Origin of the sequence: Burkholderia sp. AU44665, from assembly GCF_030504405.1 — a bacterium.
GTDB lineage: Bacteria > Pseudomonadota > Gammaproteobacteria > Burkholderiales > Burkholderiaceae > Burkholderia > Burkholderia semiarida.
In genome coordinates, this window is record NZ_JAUJRI010000020.1 from 12,701 (window position 1) to 33,648 (window position 20,948).

A 20,948-nucleotide genomic window follows, 5' to 3' on the forward strand; every position below is an offset into this window, starting at 1 on the left:
GGATGGGACGCATCCGGCCGCACCATCTGGCGGCGAGTTTGAAAAAACGCCGACACGCCGCCGTTTCCCTTGATCCGCGTGCCGCCGCTTCGGCCGTGCCCGCCGCCGTCAGTAGATAAACAACCGAATCGTCGCCGTCGCATCGAATCGCCCGATCTTTGGCGGACCGAACGACTTCAGCACCGCGTCCATCAACACGCTCTGATTCATCACGTTGGACGCGAACTGAGCCAGCGTGAACTGCTGGTTGAACGGAATGGCCCTGCCCTGGCTGTCCTCGATGCCGATCCCGAAATTGCTGTCCTTCGCCGGCACCAGCAAACCGTTCTGGACCGGAAAACTCGTTTCGAAATACCCGTCCACCCGCACCGCGACGTTGCACTTCTTGGTCAACGACAACGAGAACCGCTTGCGCGGCACCGCCGGCAGGAAGCCGCTACCCGCCGCCTGCACCTGTCCGAAATTGACGATGCCCGGTTCGGGCGTCACGAGCACGTCGACGAAGCACGGCGTCGGCTTGAGGTTGCGCAGGCCGCTCAGGCGGTACTGGAAGCTCGTGCCGAATGCATTCAGGCCGAACTCGCCGTCGAACTGGAACACCGTATAGATATCGCTCGGCGGCTGGATCCAGTTGCCCTTCTTGCGCACGACGACCTGATAGTCGATGCTGATGTTCGTGCGCTGGCAACGGCCGCGGTCGAAGTCGTACCGGCTGCACGGCGGCACCGCATACCCGGTAAACACCCCGCCGCCGCGATTGCTGGTCTTGTCGAAATAATCGACGCCCTTGTAGCGGATGCCGATCTCGAGCCCCCATGCGGCAGGGTCCGTGCGATTCGGATTCGCGTAGAAGTAAATGTTGTCGACGACCTTCAGGCTGCCGGCGTCACCCAGATCCTTGTAGCAATACCCCGACGTCGTGCGCACCGGCGACACCCAGATCACGTAGCCGTCCGGCGCATCGGTCGGGTACGATGCCACGCCGCCGATCGGCTCGGTCAACGAAGTCGCGCCGCTGTTGGTCAGGCAGCGCAACGCCCACGCCGGCTGCACCGCCGCGACCAGCAGCACGAGGACGACCCAGCGCAACCATGCCGCCGGCGACACCCGGTGACGCATGCCCCCGCTCATCGCTTCACGCTCTTGCACACACCCGCGTCGCACGCATATTCGACCGCCACCTGGCCGCCGTAATCGTCGATATGCGTGACGAACAGCGTCGACGGCGTCGCCGCCTTGAAAGGCACGTCAGCCGTGCTCATCGGGCTCACCATCACCGGCTCGATCGGCACCGGCGTCTTCTGCGCGCCCGCGCTCACGTCGACGACCGTCACGTGGTACGGCGTCGGGTTGTCGAACACCAGCCTGTGCGCGGCCGCGTCGACGCGCAGCGTCATCGGCAGCGTCCAGTCCTCGTCGCGGGCGGGCTGCACGGCCTTCGGCCGGTAGAACAGCTTCATCTGCGTATGCAGCGCGATCTGCAGCGTGTTCGGCGTGTCGGTCTTCGGCGGCACCTCGCGGATGTTCAGATAGAACACCGTTTCGCGATCGGCCGGCAGCTCGGCGCCCGGCAGCTTCGCGATTCGCAGCACGTTGCGCTCGTTCGCCTCGATGCGCTGCAGCGGCGGCACGACCATCAGCGGCGACGTGACCCTGTTGCCCTTCGCGTCCTCCAGCCACGACTGCACGAGATACGGATACGTCGTGCTCTTGTTGGTGATCGTCACGATCGCGGCCTGTTCGCCTTCGTTGAAGATCACGCGCGTGCGATCGGGCACGATCGCCGCATGGGCGGCGCCCGCGAGCAGCGCGCCGGCGGCCGCGAGCGCGCACAGCGCGCGCCGCGGGAAAGAAAGGGCAAAGGAATTGTTCATCGCTGGATCCGTGAAATCATCGTTCGACGCGCGCGGCCGCTGCATGCGGCTCGCCGGGCGTCCGGCACGTCGCCGGAATCGGCGTGCCTTCGAGTTGGAGCTGGCTCGGCAGTGCGTCAATCGTGCAGAGCGTCCGTTCGCCCGCTCGCACCGCCAGCGTGGATTTCGGCTGAACCTGGGTCAGGAACGCCGCACCGCCTTCGCCGACGATGCCGAGTTCCTTGCCGTTCGCCGCGTCCTGCACCGACGCACCGAACGGCAGCGGCTTGCCGGCCGCGTCGGTCAGCGTCAGGTACAGATTGCTGCCGCGCGCGGCGGAGAATTCGACGAAGCCGATCGCGCCGTCGGTCAGCACCATGCGCTGGATCGGGTTCGTCACCTGCACTTCGAGCGGCAGCTTCTCGACGTTGACGGTCGCGTCGTACACGTTGTACGGCGAGATGCCGTCGAGCACCGCGTAGCCGCGCGAATCGGTATGCGCAAGCGTGCCCGACAGCGGCACGTCGGGCACGCCGTCGGTCGACACCAGCAGCCGCGTGTCGCCCGCATTGCCGTTCGCGTGCGCGGACACGCCGTACTGCGTCGCGACGAACGAGCCGTCGACCTCGAGCGACGCGGCCGCATACGCATTGGCGAGCGTCGATGCCTGCGCGGTGAGCTGGTACGCCGACGTGCGCTGGCGGAAGCTCGCGTTCGCCGATGCACGCCCGTCGGTCTCGCCCGCATTGACCTGATACGTGCGGCCGGCCGGATCGTCGTAGATGTAGCCGGCGTTCACGCTGGTGCTGCCGCTGCCCGTCGTCAGGTTCGACGTGACGGTGTGGCGGCCGCCGATCGGCAGCGTCGCGGTGACCGAGAACTGATTGCCGCTCGCGCCCGCGCTCTGCGTGCGAAATGCCGACACGCTGACGTTCAGGTTGCGCAGCGTGCCGATCGAGAACGCACGCGTGAGCGTCAGGCCGACCCGCTGCTCGGATGCGCGCGCCCAGTAGGTCGTCTGGTCGTACGAGAAATAGGTCGACGTGTCGCCGAAGCGCTTCGACAGCGTCGCCGAATAGCGCTGCTTGCTGTTGGCGAGGCCGTACGCGGTCGGATCGCCCGAGAATTGCGCGAAGTTCGTGTACTCGCGCTCGGAGAAGCGGTAGCCGAAAAAGCGCACGTCGGCATCGAGCCCGTCGAAGTGCTTCGAATAGTTGATGCGATACGAGTTGCCGTTGCGTGTCGCGCCGTTCCACCACAGGCGCGCCCGCGCGTGCGTGACGTCGGCCGACACCGCGCCGAACGCGCCGAAATCGCGGCCGACGCCGAGCGCGACCGACGTGTAGCCCGACGCGGCGATGAAGCCGCCATAGGCGGTGATGTCGAACGGCAGCCCGTACGCGATCTCGCCGAAGCCGAAGAACGGCGCGATGCCGGCGCCGCCGAACAGGCGCGGCTTGCCGACCGCGGCCTTGTAGCGCAACTGCCCGGTGCGCGCGAGGAACGGCACGGCGGCCGTCGTCACCTGGAAGCGCTGCACGCTGCCGTCCTCTTCCTCGACCGCCACGTCGAGCGTGCCCTGCACGCTCGTATTGATGTTCTGCAGCGCGAACGCGCCCGGCGACACGCGCGTCACGTACAGCACGCGGCCGGCCTGAGATACCGTCACGGTCGCGTTGGTGCGCGCGACGCCCGAGATCAGCGGCGCATAGCCGCGCAGCGACGGCGGCAGCATGCGGTCGTCGCTGCGGATCGACGCACCCGTCAGCGCGAACGTGTCGAAAATGTCGGAGCTCAGGTAGTCGTCGCCGAACGTCACCGTCGATTCGATCGACGGCAGCGCGCGAAAGGCATACAGCCGGCTGAAGCGGAACGTGCGGTCCGCGTACGCGGTATTCCCCACGTTCGATTGCGCCTGGTAGTCGCCGCGAAAGCGCCACGCATCCCAGTTCGCGCCGACCGTCCCGTACGCCTGGATCGAATTCGTCTGGCCGCCGCCCGAGCCGAAGTTGCGGTTCGTGTTCGCGATCACGCGATAGTCGAGCATCGCACCCGGAATGCCTTCGGACCAGCGCGCCGGCGGCAGATAGGTCGAATCGGTGAACTCGAGCGCGGCCTGCGGAATCGTGATCTTGAGCCGCCCGTCGCTTTTCAGGTAACGCACGGTCGCGCCCTCGATCGCGCCGAGGTCGACGCAACGCCCACCCTGGAAGCGCGGCAGATCCTTCACGAGCGACGGCTTCAGCCCGAACTGCGCGACGAGCTCCGGCCGCAGGCACGGCTTGCCCGCGCCTGATGCGTCGAGCGCGATGAACTCGATCGATTGCAGCCCGTAGAACAGGTCGTTGACCTGCACGTCGAGCATGTATTCGCCCGGCAACGTGAAGTCGGGCTGCGAGAACTGCGACAGGTCGACGTTGTTCGTACCGCCGATGTCGAGGAACGACGAATTGAATTCCGTCGCCTGGCTCTGGCTGCCGACGACCAGCACGGAGACGCAAAGGAAGGAATGTCTGATTCGCACGCGGCGCTACCGGGAGTCCAGGGAGAAGGAAAACGGGGGAAAGATGACGGAGGAAGGGGCGCATGCCTTCCTCCTCCGATACCGACGCTTACTGGTAGCGGACCGTGAAGTTCGCGACGCCGTCTGCGGTACCCGGCGTCACGCCGGCTGCCGTCGCTTCGTACATCGCCGCGAAGCGCGCGATGTTCGTGCCGTTCTGCAGCACCGTCGGCGCCTTCTGCTCGGCGCCGTTGTCGAGGTACTCGCCCGACGCGGCCTGCAGGCGGATGCCGACGTTGGTCGCCGAACCGATCGTGGCGAGCAGCTTCGGCTGGCCGGCGCTCGACGTACCCGTGAACGTGAAGTACGCGTTCTTCGCGACGCTGGTGTCGCAATCGGTCAGCTTGATGTCGAAGTTGGTCGGCGTGGACTTGTCGCCGGCCTGCTTGAACACGTTGGTCGGCACCTTGCCGAGGTTCACGGTCTGGTTGACCGAGCCCGAGTCGATGCCGCATGCGCCCGCGACGATCTCGCCGGTGAAGTTGATCGTGCCGGTGCCCGCCGCGAAGGCCGAGGTGGACAGGGCCGCGAGTGCGACAGCGGTCAGGATGGGTTTTTTCATGAAGTTTCCCGTAAGGAGTGCAAATGGAATGGATGACGTGGCGGACGCAAACGGCAGCGTGTGGTGGCTCCCGTCCGTCACGAGGCGGCATTATCGAGATAACCATGAAAGATTTCTGTAAATCATTGTCAAATCCGCCTGACAATGTTCGATTTACGCCTCCAAACCCTCATTCTTTCCTTTCCATTTTCAATTATCGAATTTTCATCCGCAGTCCTTTTTTATTTTTCGGAACTGGTTGAAGATTAAGGGAATTTCTTGCCGATAATCGCTGGCGCGCCGCCAGCCCTTGCCTGCATTGGTTTGCATGGGAGCGCCATTCAAAAGACAAAACATTGTCCAAAGCCGCCACCGTTGTCATATCGCAACGCGAATATCGCGCCATTTTCAACTGACAGGAAATTAACGACGGCACTCCATCGACATGGATTTATCGCGCAAACGATTGCGAAAAGCATACAAACGTTTTACCGCGACACTTTGTCGCCGCCATTAATTCCAATGCATTGATTAATTCGATCGTCAATTGCCGATCGTGAAACCGCATGCAGGCGCGGCCGCTGGAACGCGGCTGGCATGCCGGATTGGGCGAAATGAAAAAGCGCGGAGACGGTCCGCCGAACGGTGAAAGGAAGCGCCGACGACGATCGGCGGCACGGCGGGCGGTACGCCCTGTCGAAGCGGCGGCCGAACGTCGAAGCGCGTGGCCGCCGTGAAGTCGCCCGACACGCCGCGGCGTCGGGCGACGAATCGCACGTCACGCGGAAGCCGCGGCCTCCGCCGTTGCCGGCGCCCAGCCGCCGCCGAGCGCGCGGTACAGCGCGATCGCGTTCGCAAGCCTGAGCTGCCTGAGCCGGATCAGTTCCTGCCCCGACTCGTACGTGCTGCGCTGGGCGTCGAGCAGTTCGAGATAAGTCGCGACGCCGCCCGCGTAGCGACGCTCCGCCAGCTTCAGCCGCGCGCCGTCCGCCTCATATACATCCTGCTGCGCGGCGAGCTGCCGGTCGATCCAGTCGCGCGCGGCGAACGCATCGGCCACTTCGCGAAACGCGGTCTGCACCGCCTTCTCGTATTCGGCAACGGCGATGTCCTTGCGTGCGTTGGCGACGTCGAGGTTCGCGCGATTGCGGCCGCCCGCGAAAATCGGCAGCGTGATGCGCGGCGCGAACGTCCACACACTCGTGCCAGCCGCGAACAGGCTCGAGAACGCGTCGCTCACCGAGCCGTAGTCCGTCGTCAGCGCGATGCGCGGGAAGAACGCCGCGCGCGCCGCGCCAATGTTCGCGTTCGCGGCCTTCAGCCGTGCCTCGGCCTGCCGGATGTCCGGCCGCCGTTCGAGCAATGCGCTCGGCGCACCGGGCGCCACGGGCGCGATCGACAGCGCGTCGAGCGCGCTCGCGCCGTCGGGCACGTGGCGCGCGAAGTCGCCCGCCAGCAATTGCAGCGCCCGTACGGCCTGCGCATGCTCGCGCTGCAGCGCGGCCTGCGACGCGCGCGCGGACGCCACCAGCATCTCGGCCGAGCGCAGCTCGATCGCGTCGCTCGTGCCGGCCGCATAGCGGCGTTGCGTGAGCGCGGCCATCCGCTCGCGCGCATCGAGCGTGCGCTGAGCGAGCGCCAGTTGCTCGTGCAACGATCGTTCGGAAACGTACGCGCCCGCCACTTCGGCGATCACGCCGATGCGGACCGTGCGCTGCGCGTCGGCCGTCGCGAAATATTCGGCGAGCGCCGCGTCGGACAGGTTGCGCACGCGGCCGAACAGGTCGAGCTCGTATGCGCTGACGCCGACGCCCGCGCGGTACAGCCCGCTGATCGCGCTTTCGCGCACGACCGGATCGTACTGGCGCGCGCGTTCATAGCCGAGATTCGCATCGACCGACGGCATCAGGTCCGCACGCTGCACGCCGTACAGCGCGCGCGCTTCCTCGAGCCGGCCGGCCGCGATCCGCAGGTCGCGATTGTTCGCGAGCGCCGCGTCGATCCACGCCTGCAGCGCCGGATCGGTGAAATACGCATGCCAGTCGTCGAGCAGCGCCGTATCCTGCGCCGCGGCCGACGCGCCGGCCGGTGTCGTATTGCCGTCGACCGGCGCATAGGTCGCCGGCACCGGCGCCGCCGGGCGCTCGTAACGCGGCGCGAGCGAGCACCCGGCGAGCGCGAGCGCGGCGGCGAGCGCCGCCGGAAGCCGCCGCGCGGCGCGTACATTCAGCGCGAACATCATGGTTGCGAACCCTCCATCGTCGTCGGCTGCGCGCCGCCGCGCCGGCGCGGGCCGACGTCGAACAGGCGGCCGACGATCACGAAAAACAGCGGGACGAGAAACACCGCGAGCACGGTCGCCGTGATCACGCCGCCGAGCACGCCGGTGCCGATCGCCGTCTGCGCGCCGGACGCGGCGCCTGATGCGAACGCGAGCGGCAGCACGCCGACGCCGAACGCGAGCGACGTCATCACGATCGGCCGCAGCCGCAGGCGCGCGGCCTCGAGCGCCGCGTCGACGAGCGACATGCGCTGCGCGACGAGATCCTTCGCGACTTCGACGATCAGGATCGCGTTCTTCGCGGACAGCCCGATCGTCGCGATCAGCCCCACCTTGAAATAGATGTCGTTCGGCATCGCGCGCAGCGTGACGCCGAGCACCGCGCCGATCACGCCGAGCGGCACGACCAGCATCACCGCGAACGGAATCGACCAGCTCTCGTAGAGCGCCGCGAGCGCGAGGAACACGACCAGCACCGACAGCGCGAACAGCATCGGCGCCTGCGCGCCCGACAGCCGCTCCTCGAACGACTGTCCCGACCACGCATAGCCGATGCCGGTCGGCAGTTTCGCGGCGATCCGCTCGATCGCGCTCATCGCCTCGCCGCTGCTGTGGCCGGCCGCGGCCGAGCCGTTGATCGTGAACGACGGGTAACCGTTGTAGCGCGTGAGCTGCGGCGGCCCGAGCGTCCAGTGCAGCGTCGTGAACGCCGCGAGCGGCACCATCTCGCCGCGCGCATTGCGCACGCGCAGCTTCTTCACGTCGTCCGGATCGAGCCGGTGCCGCCCGTCGGCCTGCACCATCACGCGCCGCACCTGCGTGCCGTGCATGAAATCGCCGATATAGTCGGAGCCGAACATCACCGCGAGCGTCGTGTTGATCTCGTCCATCGACACGCCGAGCGCGGACGCCTTCGCGCGATCGATGTCGAGCTTCAGTTGCGGCGCGTCCTGCGTGCCCGCGAACATCAGATCGGTGAGCGCACGATCCTTGCCGCCCGCCGCGAGCAGTTGCTCGCGCGCGGCGCTGAACGTCGCGTAGTCGAGCCCGCCGCGGTTCTGCAGCCGGAAGTCGAAGCCGCTCGACGAACCGAGATCGGGCAGCGCCGGCGAGTTCATCGCGAACACCGTCGTGTTCGGCGTGCCCGCGAAGCGTTCGTTGATGCGCGCGACGATCGCTTGCACGTGATCGCGCGCGGCCTTGCGCGCCTTCCAGTTCTTCAGCGTGACGAAGATCATCCCGCCGTTCGGCCCTTCGCCGTAGAGGTTGAAGCCGCCGAGCGCATAGGTATAGGCGGCCGGCTCGTCGCGGCGGATGGCCGACTCGACTTCGCGCACGCTCTGCATCGTTTCCGCGAGCGGCGTGCCTTGCGGGCGGATCACCATCACCATGAAGTTGCCCTGATCCTCGTCCGGCAGGAACGCGGTCGGCAGTTGCGTGAGCATCAGCGCGGCGGCCGCGGTCAGCGCGCCGTACACGACGAGCCAGCGTACCGGCTTCTTCAGCATCGCGCCGACCCGCGCCGCGTAGCGCTGCGTCGCCCGCGCGACGAAGCGGTTGAACCCGCCGAAGAAGCCGCGCTTCTCGTGATGGTCGCCGGACACCGGCTTGAGCAGCGTCGCGCACAGCGCGGGCGTCAGCGACAGCGCGAGGAAGGCCGAGAAGCCGATCGACACCGCGAGCGACAGCGCGAACTGCCGATAGATGTTGCCCACCGCGCCGCCGAAGAACGCCATCGGCACGAACACCGACGTCAGCACCACGGTAATCCCGACGATCGCGCCGCTGATCTGCCGCATCGCCTTGACGGTCGCGTCGTACGGCCCGAGCCCTTCCTCGACCATCAGCCGCTCGACGTTCTCGACGACGACGATCGCGTCGTCGACGAGGATGCCGATCGCGAGCACCATCCCGAACATCGTCAGCACGTTGATCGAGAAGCCGGCCGCGTACATCACGCCGAACGTGCCCGCGAGCGCGACCGGCACGACGAGCGTCGGAATCAGTGTCGCGCGCAGGTTCTGCATGAACAGGAACATCACCAGGAACACCAGCACGCCGGCCTCGATCAGCGTCGTGACGACCTTGTTCATCGACACGCGCACGAACGACGACGTCTCGTACGGGATCTGGTATTTCACGCCCGGCGGAAAGTACTTCGACAGCTCGTCCATCGTCGCGCGCACGCGCTTCTCGGTGGACACCGCGTTCGAGCCCGGCGCGAGCTTGATGCCCATCCCGGTCGCGACCTTGCCGTTCACGTACGACGGATAGTTGTAGTCGTTGCCGCCGAATTCGATGCGCGCGACGTCGCGCAGGAACAGCGCGGAGCCGTCCGGCCGCGCGCGCAGCGCGATCGCGCCGAAATCGGCCGGCGTCTTCAGCGGCGCGTCCGCGAACACGGTCGCCGCGATCGGCGCGCTGTCCGGCACCGCGCTGCGGCCGATGTCGCCGATCGTCACGCGCGCGTTGTGCGCGCGCACGGCCGACGCGATGTCCGACGCGGTGAGGCCGTGCCCGGCCAGCTTCACCGGGTCGGGCCAGATCCGCATCGCATATTCGGCGCCCCAGAACTGCACCTTGCCGACACCCTCGACGCGGCGCAGCGCCTGCACGACGTTCGCCGACGCATACTCGCCGAGCTGCACGTCGGTCATCCGGCCGTCGTCGGACGTCAGCGACACGACGAGCTGGATGTTGTCGGCGGCCTTCTCGACCTGGATGCCGTCGCGGCGCACGGGCTCGGGCAGGCGCGCATCGACCGTCTTCAGCCGGTTCTGCACTTCCACGGCCGCGAGATCGGCGTTCACGCCCTGCTTGAACGTCAGGTACAGCGACGCCGCCCCGGCGCTGCTCGTCGCGGACGTATACAGCAGCCCCGGCGCGCCGTTCATCTCGCGCTCGATCAGCGCGGTCACCGATTCCTCGACGACCTGCGCGGACGCGCCCGGGTACGTCGCATAAATGCTGACGACGGGCGGCGCGATGTCCGGGTACTGCGCCACGGGCAGCGCGCGGATCGCGAACAGGCCGCCCAGCATGATGAAGATGGCGATCACCCACGCGAAGACGGGGCGATCGATGAAGAAACGTGCCATGTTGGTTTGAACCGGTCAGGTTTGACGGCCGGCCGCCTGCGAAGCGGCCGCTGTCGGCGCCGCCTTCGACCGCGGCGCCTTTTCGACGGGCTTGACGGTGGTATCCGGCGCGAACTGCGCGGCGTCGTCGACGATCACGCGCTCGCCGCCCGCGAGGCCGCGCGTGATGCGCCAGTCGTGGCCGCTCATCTGGTCGGCCGTGACCTCGACGTCCTTGACCTTGCCGTTCGTGTCCACCACACGCACCGACGTACGGTCGGCGGTACGCAGCAGCGCGTCGCGCGGCACGAGGATCGCCCGCTGGTCGACCGCCGTGTCGAGCGCGATCCGCACATATGCGCCCGGCAGCAGCTCGCGCTCCGGATTCGGGAACAGCGCGCGCATCGCGACGGTATCGGTGGTCGGATCGACCGCGAGATCGCTGAACAGCAGCTTGCCCTTCAGCGGATACGCGGTGCCGTCCGCGCGCAGCAGCGTCACCGCGATGTCGTGCTGCGCGATGCCCGTCGCGCGCCCGCTCTTCACCGCGCGACGCAGTGCGTCCACGTCAGCGGCCGGCTGCGAGAAGTTCACGTAGATCGGATCGAGCTGCTCGACGGTCGTTAGCGGCGTCGCCTGGTCCTGGCCGACGAGCGCGCCCTCGGTCACGAGCGCGCGCCGTGCGCGGCCCGCGATCGGCGCGGTGACGGTCGCGTAGTCGAGCTGCAGTTGCGCCCGCGCGAGTTCCGCCTTCGCCGAGGCGACCTCGGCCTTCGCCTGCGTGTCGGCCGCGACGGCCTCGGTGTGGTCGCGCTCGCTCACCGCGCGATCGCGCACGAGATCGTCGTAACGGCGGCGCTTGTCGGTCGCCGCGAGCGCCGCGGCCTGCGCCTTCGCGAGCGCGCCCAGCGCAGCGTCGCGGGCGGCCTTCAGCGGTGCGGGATCGATGCGGAACAGCACCGCGCCCTGCTTCACTTCCTGGCCTTCCTCGTAGGTGCGCGCGGTGACGATGCCCGCGACCCGCGCGCGGACTTCCGCCTGCCGGTATGCGTCCAGCCGGCCCGGCAGTTCGACGGTCATCGGCACCGCCGTCGGGCGCACCGTCACGACGGTGGCCTGCTTCGCGGCCTCCGGCGCGGCGTCCTCGTCGCCCTTTCCGCATCCGCCCACCGCCAGCAGGGCCGCGAGCGCGAACGGCGCCAGCCGCGTGCGGCGCCACAGGGTGCGTTTGTTATTCATGTTCTGACCTCGGAACGTTCGCCGCCGATACAATGCGGCGGCTCAGGGTGGCCGATTATAATCAGTCATGTCTGATTAAATACAGGCTGCTTCAATCTGACCGACACACTGTCTCAATAAAACGACAGCGAACTGTAAGGAATTTCACGACATGGCCCGCAAGACCCGGGAAGAATCGCTCGCCATCAAGCACCGGATCCTCGACGCCGCCGAGCTCGTGCTGCTCGAGCGAGGCGTCGCGCAAACCGCGATGGCGGACCTGGCCGAGGCCGCCGGGATGTCGCGGGGCGCCGTCTACGGCCATTACCGCAACAAGATGGAAGTCTGTCTGGCGATGTGCGACCGCGCGTTCGCGCGCACGTCGGAAGGTTTCGACGCCGGCGACGGCCTGCCGCCGTTCGCGACGCTGCGGCGCGCCGCGTCGCACTACCTGCAGGAGTGCGGCGAGCCGGGCCCGATGCAGCGCGTGCTGGTGATCCTTTATACGAAGTGCGAGCAGAGCGAGGAAAACGGCGCGCTGCAGCGGCGCCGCATGCTGCTCGAGCTGCAGATGCTGCGGATCACGAAGGCGCTGCTGCGTCGCGCGATCGCGGCCGGCGAAATCGCCGCCGATCTCGACGTGCATCTGGCTGCCGTCTATCTGGTGTCACTGCTCGAAGGCGTGTTCGCGTCGATGATCTGGACCAACCGGCTGCGCGGCAACCTGTGGAACGACGCCGAGGCGATGCTCGACGCCGGTTTCGACGCCGTCCGCACGTCGGCGGCGCTGCGCAGGCGCGCGCAAAAATTGCCGGACTAACGAAAATCGTCGTAACAAATGCTGATTTAACCCGACTTACCGCACTGCGAAACGAATGAGCTGACCCTCTTTAAAATTTTTAACGTTTCGCGGAACATCGGTAGACTGGCGCTGTCATCTTTCTTTAGCGTCTTCGTGATAACCGGGTTCGACCCGGCATGCACGCCGCCGTTCGAAGCGGGGCCCGCCCCGCGAGTTGGGTCGAACGGGAACGATACAGGCCCCTGGCGGGGCCTGTTTTGTTGCACGCCCGTCGCCCGCCATGTCGCCCCCCCTGACGCATGGACCGCCGACGGCTCCTGCCCACACCTCTTTGAACCGCTTTCCTGGATGTGGACACCTTTGGTCAAGCCTGCCGCAACCCCTGATGCTTTCGCGCCCGGCCGCGCGCAGCGCCTCGTGCGCGCGCTCGTGCCGGCCGCCGTGCTCGGCGCCCTCGCCGCCTTCGGTCTCGCCGCCGCGCTGCCTGCCGTGTCGCAACTGCCCGGCGCCGTCGACTCGGGCACGGCCGCGCTGCCGCAGCGCGTGCTGTCCGATACGCCGTTTCCCACCGCGCAGCATTTCGTGACGAGCGAGCTTGCACGCACGCTCGGCGAGCGCAACGAATACCTCGAGCGCAACGATCGCAGCCCGCAGCCGGGCCTGTTCGCGCCGCTCAGCGCGCATCGCAACGACATGCTCGGCTACGCGAGCCTGTTCCAGTTCGCGTCGCCCGATCATCGGCAAGGGATGCGCGCGGGCGACATCGAGCTCACGCTGTCCGATACGCTGAATCGTCTCGACGTGCCGCCCGAAGTGCGCATCCAACTCGGCGATCTCGTCACCGGCAAGGTCGCGATGCGCGCGAGTGCGCAGCGCGGCGACTATTACCGCGTCGCGTTCGACACGAACGACGGCACGCCGCGCCTCACCGCGCTCGAGCTGCGCGTCGCCGGCCGCACGTTCGGCGCGATCTGGTTCCACGCGCCGGGCGCCGAACACGGTGCGTACTACACGCTCGACGGCTCGCCGCTCGAAGCCGCGGCGTTCACGATGCCGGTCAAGTGGACGCGCATCAGCTCGTTCTTCGGCGAGCGCATCCATCCGCTGTCGCAGGCGATGGCGTTCCATACGGGCGTCGATCTCGCCGCGCCGAGCGGCACGCCGGTCGACGCGGCGGCCGATGGCGTCGTGTCGTTCGTCGGCACCGATCCGGGCGGCTATGGCCGCTACGTGATCGTCGATCACGCGGATGGCTATTCGACCTACTACGCACATCTGTCCGCGTACGCGCGCGGGCTGAAGGTCGGCGAAACGGTGAAGCAGGGCCAGCGAATCGGCTCGGTCGGGATGACGGGCGCGGCCACCGGCCCGCACCTGCATTTCGAGGTGCGGGTCGCGAACGATCCGGTCGATCCGCTCGTCACGCTTGCGAACGCGCAGACGGGGCTGTCCGACATGCAGCTCACCGCGTTCCGCCAGGAAGCCGCGCAATGGCGCTTCCGGCTTGCGTCGATCAAGACGACGCCGTTCGCGTTCGCGCAGAACGACGGGCCGCTGTGGGGCGATTTCGCGACCGGGCCGTCGACGCTGCGTGCGGTTTTCGATACGCACTACTCGGCGGAGCGAGGCTGATTCTGGGGCACACGATCCTGGTGGTTGCGGAAGAGCGTACGGTCAAGTGCTCCGCCGCTCTTCTCTACACCGTCGGCTGGTCACGGGCTTGAGCCGATGTTTTGGCGCGGGGTAAAAGCACACTTTCGCCTGATACCGAAGGCGGCTTGCACTACATCCCCTCGTGGTCATAGCGCCGGCGCAATACCGGATCCCGAGTGATTCGCAACCGAAAACAGTTCGGGCACCACGCACCGCGATTGACCACCGTGTTCGGCATCGAGTCCCAAACATGTCCGTGTGCGCATTGCCACGTCAATTTGACTCGATTGCCGTGATATTCGGTACTCAAGCATCGACCACCGCGCTCCGCGGCAACTGCCTGCATGTCCTCTATCGTTCGGCGCTTCGCGAGATTGGCGCAATGCCGACACCATGCCCCGCCGAGCACCAAATGCCCCCACGTCGTCCATTCATGTCCACGTGCGCATCGGAATCGGTACTTCGAATTTGTCAGGTGATACTCCGTCGAGAGAAGCTGTCCACCGCGTAGTGCCGCTGCGGCCTGCAATCGCTGGAGCCCGTTCGGATCGCGTTGCTGTTCTCCATGCCTGATTCGAGCACAGTGCGGGCACCATCCGCCGTCGACGATTCTGTGAGCTACGGCTGTCCATCGATGGCCCTCGGCACACTCCCATTCGTAATGCGCGGCGATACCGATATACGTGTCAGTCAGACAACGACCGCCGCGCTCCGCCGCCGCCTCATGAAGACGTTCCAAGCCATCGGAATGTAGGAGACACGCGGCCAACTCGATTTTTGCGCATCGCGGACACCCGTGGCCGTCTAGAATCTTGCGAGCCTCGGTCGTCCATTCGTGTCCAGAACGACAGGTGAAATGTTGCCGCGCCGTTTGACCGAGATAGGTTCCTTCATGGCAAACAAGACCGCGTTCACTCAATAGTTCCTGAAAGCGGTGCTGCACGCGCACTTGTTCGCACTGGAGGCAGGTTATCGTGCCTCGCATCGCGACAGTGCCTATGCGCGTGAAGTCATGGCCCGATTCGCAGCGGAATTCATAGTAGGACTTCAGCCCTCGCCATTCGAGCGTTAGAAGCGTATGCCCCCGTTCGGCGGCAATCTCGACCAGACGGGCATATGCAACGTCGGGCTTGCGACGTGTACGTGTCGGAGAAGTACCTTGGCTCATTGTCTTCAGAACTGAGCAGTCACCTGAAAACCGAGCGTCACTCGCGCGGTCGGAAAACCCGACGGCTTGTAGACAGGCGTACCCGCGAAGAGATCGTAGCCGTATCCGCCGAACCGAGTCGCGACACTGCCCTTGAAGCCAATCACTGCACCGGCGAGCTGCGTGCCGACCAAGGCAACCGGCTCCGGTCCCCAGACCCGACCGTAGTCGAGACCGGCATAGGCCGATACCCCGGTCTGCGCGATGGGTACCTGCAATTCGTTGCGCCAGTAGAACCCGCGTGATGCCGCCAGCAGCGTTTCACCGTCGAATCCCCGCACGGTATAACGGCTGCCGATCGTGACGCTATCGAGGTATGAAACCGTATTGCCGGTGTACTGACCATGAAAGGTCGTCACGTATTTGAACGGCTGCGCCCCAATCGCAAACGGTGTCGACAGATTCGCATCGAGAACGATCATCTTGAATCGGTACGTCTGGCCTCCCTCTGCCGCGAACATGCTATCGGTCGAGCCGAGCCAGCCCAAGCCCTGACGATAGGCAAGCGAGCCGTCGAACTGCGACGAGCCGAAATAGTGCCGGTCAGTCAACCCGAATTCGAGAAAGGTCGCGTTCTGATGTGACGACGGTATCGTCGTGCCTTCGATATAGCTGTCGCCGAAACGGCGCGTCAGGCGAACCTGTGCGCCGAACACATCGTTCCGGCTGCGCGTCAGCACACGATTGAGCCTGAAATCGACCGTCTTCATGTTGCCGCTCGCAACGAACGTCTGATTCACGGCCGCAAGTGGTTGAAAGTACGTGTTGGTGTAGGCGGAGAGCGTGCCGGTCCAGTAGCCCCAGGGGATCGAGTAGAACGCGTTCCAGCCGTGCGAGCCGAAGCGCTTGTCGCCGAATTCCAGATCCTGGTTGAAGCCGACGTTGAAGATGTCGTTCAGGCCCAGCGGGTTGTCGATGCCAAGCGATACGTTGCCTTGCAGTTTGCCCGTCGCACGCGTGCCGGAATTGTCGATGGACGCGACGACGGTCCATGGCTTGCCGTGCTTCACGTCGAGTACGACATCGCTTTCGCCAGGCGTATCGCCCGGTGCGATCCGCATCGACACATCCTGGCTTGAGACGCGCTTCATCTGCTCAAGCCCTTGTTCGATGTCGCGCAGGTTCAACACGTCGCCGTCGCGCGTCGGGAATGCGGTCTTCCACGTTCCGCGTAGCTTCTCGTCCTCGAAACGCACGTGGCGGATCACGCCCGGAATCAGCGCAAGCTTCAATGTGCCGGTGGACAAATCCTGCTCGGGCACGAGTACGCGGGTCGTGATGTAACCGCGTGCGAGGATGGCCTGCGACAGCCCCTTGACGATCAGGTCGACGCCTTGCTTGCCGACGCATTGGCCGGCGTAGTGCGCAAGCCAGTCGCGCGCAAAGGCGAAGCGATCCATCGGCAAGGTGGATGCGCCTTGCGCCTTTGACGTGGCCGGTAACGAGTCGGGCACGTCGAGCGTGAAGCGGTCGATTCGGAAGCACGGCGTCTCCGTGGGCAACACCGGATGGGCTTCCGGGCGTGGCACGTCCGAGCGCACGCCCGGCGCTTGCACGGTGGCCTCACGCTGCTGGGTGTCGCGACGTTGCTGCACTTGCTGATTCTGCTCGGCGTTCGCGCGGGCGGCGGCGGCTTGCTCGTTCCGAGTGGGCACCTGTTGTGCTTGCGCAGCAAGCGTGATCAGAGTAGTGATTGGCAAAACAGCCAGCCGTCTGGTCGTTTTCATTTCATTATTTTTTGATTGACAGGAATAGACAGCAACCATCCCCCGTTATCGATATGGCACTGTCCATAAATTCGCATCAGCGCCCCAACTATAGTCTCGATTTAAATCAATTCCCCGCATTTCCGAGCCGGGTGTCTTGCCGCAACTTCTCAATCAATTGATCCCACACATTCTCGTATAGCGGAAATGAATCCTCAGCCTGAGAAGCGGTTCTAGCCCGCGTCACAGCCGTCAGAAAAATTGACAGCCCGTTAGAATTCAACGATTCCGTTGAAATAAAGCTCATCCCTCCTTCTTCCATAGGAAGATAAACCTCATCCTTAACCCAAATGTCAGACGAGCCAAACTGATCGCCGATTCTGCCAACCAAATAATCGAACTGACTCGTACTCACCGGAACGCGAACGTCTTTAGAAATAACTATTGATCCCGCCATTTTCACCTCATTTGATCAGGATGATCTTAGTCCGCCTCAATTTAAAATTTACCTACATGCCGATTGTGACATACGGACCATTCAGTGATGGTGGTGGGTATACCGATCTCGTTATTCCGAAATTCCCAAATTTGATGGGAGATCAGTTACGAAGCTCGACCGCGAACCGTATTGCGGCGCCAGTTCGCGAATATTTTTCGACAAAGATGCTCTTTCATAATCCGACATCTCTTGCAACCCGCCACTTATTTTTTCCAGTAACTCCATGGATGCATCCGGATCAATGACGCTCTCACCAGAATATTCCAAAAATATCGAAACATCAATAATTACTCTTGCAAAGTACTTATTTTCCATTTGACGAGACAACCTTCCCTGTGATGCCGGCCATTCCAAGGATATGAAACATTTCTTTTATCCCGCGCAGATTATTGTTTATTTCGCATGCCGCATCGCTCATGCAAATCCATTTTGAGCGAGCACCTGTGACTAACGACTGGCTTAATCGTAAGCCCTATCCGCCATAACGGCAGGATTTTTCGATCAATTATCACCTTGCCATCGACGCAATCGGATTTTACGAGGCAGCCAATCCATCAAGTCGGGCTCCTTCCAACGCAGGTGCAAACCCGGCCTAGATTCCTGGATCGGATCTCGCATCAGCGGCTGAATCATTGTAATCGCGCGCCGTTAATCTCATCGTATCGTTCTCGTTTACCCAGCTACCTTTCCGTTCCCGATGTCATTTTTGGACTTACAATCATCCCACCAAAAAATTTCAATGATACGTTCCACCAGACGTCCAGCCATCCAAAATTCTTTGCAAGAATTTATTCTCCGAGGAAGAAATTACCCGATCGTGAAATCTTACCTCGATCTTGCCCGCAACATATTTAACAATTGTGCCAGATGGCAAGGCCAAGAATGGGACAACCCTCGGAGAATTCACCGCCACCTCAAACAAGGAGGAGAATTTTCCATCGCCGCCATTATTGTCTCGCTCAACAAAAAACCAACCTGAATCGCCTTTCTGCGGTAAATCCCGGTTTATAAAAAATTCTCGACATGATCCAAATCCTGGAGAAACAATCCCCCTCTCCAGTAAGGATGGAAAATTCGGATCAACATCCACCTGAGCGCACACCTCTCTTTGCAAATGCAAATCCTTGAAAGTTTTGTCTATCGAAAACATCCAATTTATTGGCATACGACGAAAATCTGGCTCCCACATCTCCAAATCGCCATGTCCGTCTTCTTTCAACATCAAGATCATCCAGCCAAACTGGATACTCTGACCAGCATTGAACCTCACCCCTCGTCGAATCTCGCCCTCAAAATACTCAAACAGGTCACTTATCATGAACTCAAAATCGCCATCCAGCGATACCACAAAATTGGGATGACCATACCTTTTGTCAAAATTCGATCTAAAAATCATGGCAATCACCTTGGATGATTTAGCAATGGACGCGATCGCTAACCCTTCTTTTAATCGCGTTGCGGACGATTCCTTTATTTCATAATTCAACCAAGAGAGTCATTATTTCAACCAAAATGCCCCCCCTTCCAGTGCGTCGTATTCAGAAAGAGGTCTATTCTGATATCGAGTAAATCCAGACAAATCTGAAATTACAACACGAACAGGCTGGTAGATGTTAAATGCCTCGAAGAATGACTCTGCAGACTCGCAGGCATCGACGAATTTTTCAAAAAACCTTCCAAATACGTCAGTCAGTGTCGATCGGCCTGGATTCAGCCAGCTCTTTTCCGGATTTGCAAGCATTGCAGCATCCCACTCAACAGATGTTGCAGCTGGCTTTTCTGCAAAAATTTCGCGGGCTTTCGCCATCAACGCGCGAGCGCTATCCAACTCCTCCCTCCGAAGGTACCGGCGATATAGGCGATCCGTTAACAAGCTCCAATCTTGTTCCGAATGATCTTGTGCCGCATACAGTTCGAGACACTTGAAGAACAATCTAACATCAGGGGCCGGCCCAAGCTCACAAATTGTATGTCCACCGTGAAAGCCTATCGTTCTCATTTTGTCTTAAATTGAATATTAATCGGGCTAATTATGCCATTCGACTTTTGAACAATACCTTGAACAATCGCCGTCCGTTGTGCGGGGGATACCGTTTGCCCGCGTATATCAATCACAACTTGTTGTTGCATTCCCTCTGGCAAATTGGCTGCTCGCTGAATTGCCTGATTTGCAACATTGTTAATCAAACCACTTGAGTTGTTCTCGATGTTGTAATTTTTTACCTCGTAACTGATTGTTCTATCTACTGTCGATATGTCTGTATTGTAAAGCTGGACGTTCGACGCCATCGCCCCGCCTGCACTACCGCCAACCAGTACGCCACCAACCGTTGCCGCGACGTTTGCGGCGATGTTGCCGAGCAGCGACGAGCCGGTCGTATCGCCGACCAATTTACTGATCTTCTCAGCCTGGTTCGCCAGCAGTAACGGCATGCCGGCTCCCGCTGCGCCCCCAATCGCCGTGAGCGCGCTGCCGCCGCCGAGCCCGCCGATCAGCGCACCGCCCACGCCCTGCAATTCTGCAAATATCAGACGAATCAAACTGATCACCGATTTTTCTAACAGAATAATCGAATCGGTTTGTACTTACCGGAGCACGAACGTTCTTAGAAGTAACTATCGATCCCGCCATTTCGACCTCACCCGATCAGAATTGCAACCGACGAAATCCAAATTCACAAATCAAATCTAACAATAACATTGCGAACCTCTTACTCTCTTTCGGGGAACTCATCCCCAAAGGCTAGCAACGTCACCCTCAATGCATTTCGAAACGTCTGGGCGTCAAAGATACGTTCAGATGGCTCAATTCCGCTCACATCAGGATCAGCCCACACCTTGTACGTGCCGGGGTGACCTGTGCACGGGATATGGTCTATTTCCCATCCTGGATCGCCACCCGATCCCCCATTAGGCTGCAATATTGCAGCCAACCAATGATCCAAGGGCACTGACTGTGCGACCACCCATGTAAGAACCCAATAAAGCAACTGTTCGAGTCCCTCAACTTCATGCGCATGACCGCACTTCATTTCGCCCCTCGTATTGGATATGCGGTAGGAAGCGACGGAGGCGAACCTGCCTCTCAGTAAGCTCTGTGCTGCCGAACGATCGCTGAATGAAGCATTCGAATTTAAATTCATCCACTTTTGCAACGCCAACGGAGTAAAAAGCAACGGCGCTGACGTTGGTCAGGATGCTCATCGTCCAACTTACCGGTCCGTTATCTGGCGGGCAGTCACAACAAAGACATCGTGCTCTAGACTCTCTGAATGAACGAACTCAGCCGCGGCTAGATTGTTTTGTTCCGCAACACCAACGTCAACGGGCGGATCGACTCCATCCCAAATGCAATCGAGCCTCGCTTCGAATCCAGGGAAATGCCAAATACCTCCCTCGATCCGAGCTACAACCAAACCGTGCTGACCCGCCCGTTCACAAACCGCAATTGCTGCATCGGCAGATAGCTTCATCACAACGCTTCCGCCGAGTGAGAAAAAGTCATCCGACGAATCGTAGCGTCGTTGGAGATCAATATTCATCGCGAC

At 62.6% G+C, this 20,948-nt stretch carries 17 protein-coding genes; 2 read left to right on the forward strand and 15 right to left on the reverse strand.

Features of this window, described 5'->3' with window-relative positions; all coding sequences use genetic code 11:
• Positions 1–108: 108 nt before the first annotated feature.
• The 7 genes from QZM15_RS27470 to QZM15_RS27500 all read right to left on the reverse strand — a co-directional run bounded on the left by QZM15_RS27470 (position 109) and on the right by QZM15_RS27500 (position 11,554).
• Positions 109–1,119, reverse strand: coding sequence for a fimbrial protein (locus QZM15_RS27470; protein ID WP_302107618.1), 1,011 nt, complete (start codon positions 1,117–1,119; stop codon positions 109–111).
• Between the two features lie 8 nt (positions 1,120–1,127).
• Positions 1,128–1,874 carry a molecular chaperone gene (locus tag QZM15_RS27475; RefSeq protein WP_302107619.1) on the reverse strand — a complete coding sequence of 249 codons (747 nt, stop codon included), beginning with the start codon at positions 1,872–1,874 and terminating at the stop codon, positions 1,128–1,130.
• Between the two features lie 16 nt (positions 1,875–1,890).
• Positions 1,891–4,344, reverse strand: a complete 2,454-nt coding sequence (locus tag QZM15_RS27480; RefSeq protein ID WP_302107654.1) for a fimbria/pilus outer membrane usher protein — start codon at positions 4,342–4,344, stop codon at positions 1,891–1,893.
• A 121-nt stretch (positions 4,345–4,465) separates the two neighbouring features.
• Positions 4,466–4,978 carry a fimbrial protein gene (locus tag QZM15_RS27485; protein ID WP_099316384.1) on the reverse strand — a complete coding sequence of 171 codons (513 nt, stop codon included), beginning with the start codon at positions 4,976–4,978 and terminating at the stop codon, positions 4,466–4,468.
• Between the two features lie 757 nt (positions 4,979–5,735).
• A complete protein-coding gene (locus QZM15_RS27490; protein WP_302107655.1) occupies positions 5,736–7,196 on the reverse strand; it encodes an efflux transporter outer membrane subunit in 1,461 nt (486 codons plus the stop codon).
• The gene (locus QZM15_RS27495; RefSeq protein ID WP_302107620.1) at positions 7,196–10,336 is read right to left on the reverse strand and encodes a multidrug efflux RND transporter permease subunit; all 3,141 of its coding nucleotides are present in this window, start codon (positions 10,334–10,336) and stop codon (positions 7,196–7,198) included. Before QZM15_RS27495 ends, QZM15_RS27490 begins: the two co-directional genes overlap by 1 nt.
• 15 nt (positions 10,337–10,351) lie before the next feature.
• Complete coding sequence (locus QZM15_RS27500) at positions 10,352–11,554, reverse strand: MexX/AxyX family multidrug efflux RND transporter periplasmic adaptor subunit (RefSeq protein ID WP_302107621.1); 1,203 nt, start codon at positions 11,552–11,554, stop codon at positions 10,352–10,354.
• A 151-nt stretch (positions 11,555–11,705) separates the two neighbouring features.
• On the opposite strand from QZM15_RS27500, the gene QZM15_RS27505 reads away from it, so the two are divergent.
• Both QZM15_RS27505 and QZM15_RS27510 read left to right on the forward strand, forming a co-directional pair.
• Positions 11,706–12,353 (forward strand): TetR family transcriptional regulator, encoded by a 648-nt coding sequence (locus QZM15_RS27505; protein WP_059584121.1) that lies wholly within the window; start codon positions 11,706–11,708, stop codon positions 12,351–12,353.
• A gap of 330 nt (positions 12,354–12,683) precedes the next feature.
• Entirely contained in the window at positions 12,684–13,967 is a 1,284-nt protein-coding gene (locus QZM15_RS27510) for a M23 family metallopeptidase (protein WP_302107622.1), read from the forward strand.
• A 1,194-nt stretch (positions 13,968–15,161) separates the two neighbouring features.
• Here the strand turns inward: QZM15_RS27510 and QZM15_RS27515 are convergent.
• The 8 genes from QZM15_RS27515 to cdiI form a co-directional block, all read right to left on the reverse strand.
• Positions 15,162–16,922 carry a ShlB/FhaC/HecB family hemolysin secretion/activation protein gene (locus QZM15_RS27515; protein WP_302107656.1) on the reverse strand — a complete coding sequence of 587 codons (1,761 nt, stop codon included), beginning with the start codon at positions 16,920–16,922 and terminating at the stop codon, positions 15,162–15,164.
• A 106-nt stretch (positions 16,923–17,028) separates the two neighbouring features.
• Positions 17,029–17,358, reverse strand: a complete 330-nt coding sequence (locus QZM15_RS27520) for a hypothetical protein (protein WP_302107623.1) — start codon at positions 17,356–17,358, stop codon at positions 17,029–17,031.
• 111 nt (positions 17,359–17,469) lie between these two features.
• A complete protein-coding gene (locus tag QZM15_RS27525; protein ID WP_302107624.1) occupies positions 17,470–17,715 on the reverse strand; it encodes a hypothetical protein in 246 nt (81 codons plus the stop codon).
• Between the two features lie 421 nt (positions 17,716–18,136).
• Entirely contained in the window at positions 18,137–18,886 is a 750-nt protein-coding gene (locus tag QZM15_RS27530) for a hypothetical protein (protein WP_226223276.1), read from the reverse strand.
• A 12-nt stretch (positions 18,887–18,898) separates the two neighbouring features.
• On the reverse strand, positions 18,899–19,228 hold the full coding sequence (locus QZM15_RS27535; protein ID WP_367033330.1) for a hypothetical protein: 330 nt from the start codon (positions 19,226–19,228) through the stop codon (positions 18,899–18,901).
• Positions 19,229–19,395: 167 nt separating this feature from the next.
• Positions 19,396–19,950 (reverse strand): hypothetical protein, encoded by a 555-nt coding sequence (locus QZM15_RS27540; protein WP_226223272.1) that lies wholly within the window; start codon positions 19,948–19,950, stop codon positions 19,396–19,398.
• A 459-nt stretch (positions 19,951–20,409) separates the two neighbouring features.
• Entirely contained in the window at positions 20,410–20,604 is a 195-nt protein-coding gene (locus QZM15_RS27545; RefSeq protein ID WP_302107626.1) for a hypothetical protein, read from the reverse strand.
• 8 nt (positions 20,605–20,612) lie between these two features.
• The gene (gene cdiI, locus QZM15_RS27550; protein WP_226223270.1) at positions 20,613–20,942 is read right to left on the reverse strand and encodes a toxin-immunity protein system imunity protein CdiI; all 330 of its coding nucleotides are present in this window, start codon (positions 20,940–20,942) and stop codon (positions 20,613–20,615) included.
• Positions 20,943–20,948 lie beyond the last annotated feature (6 nt).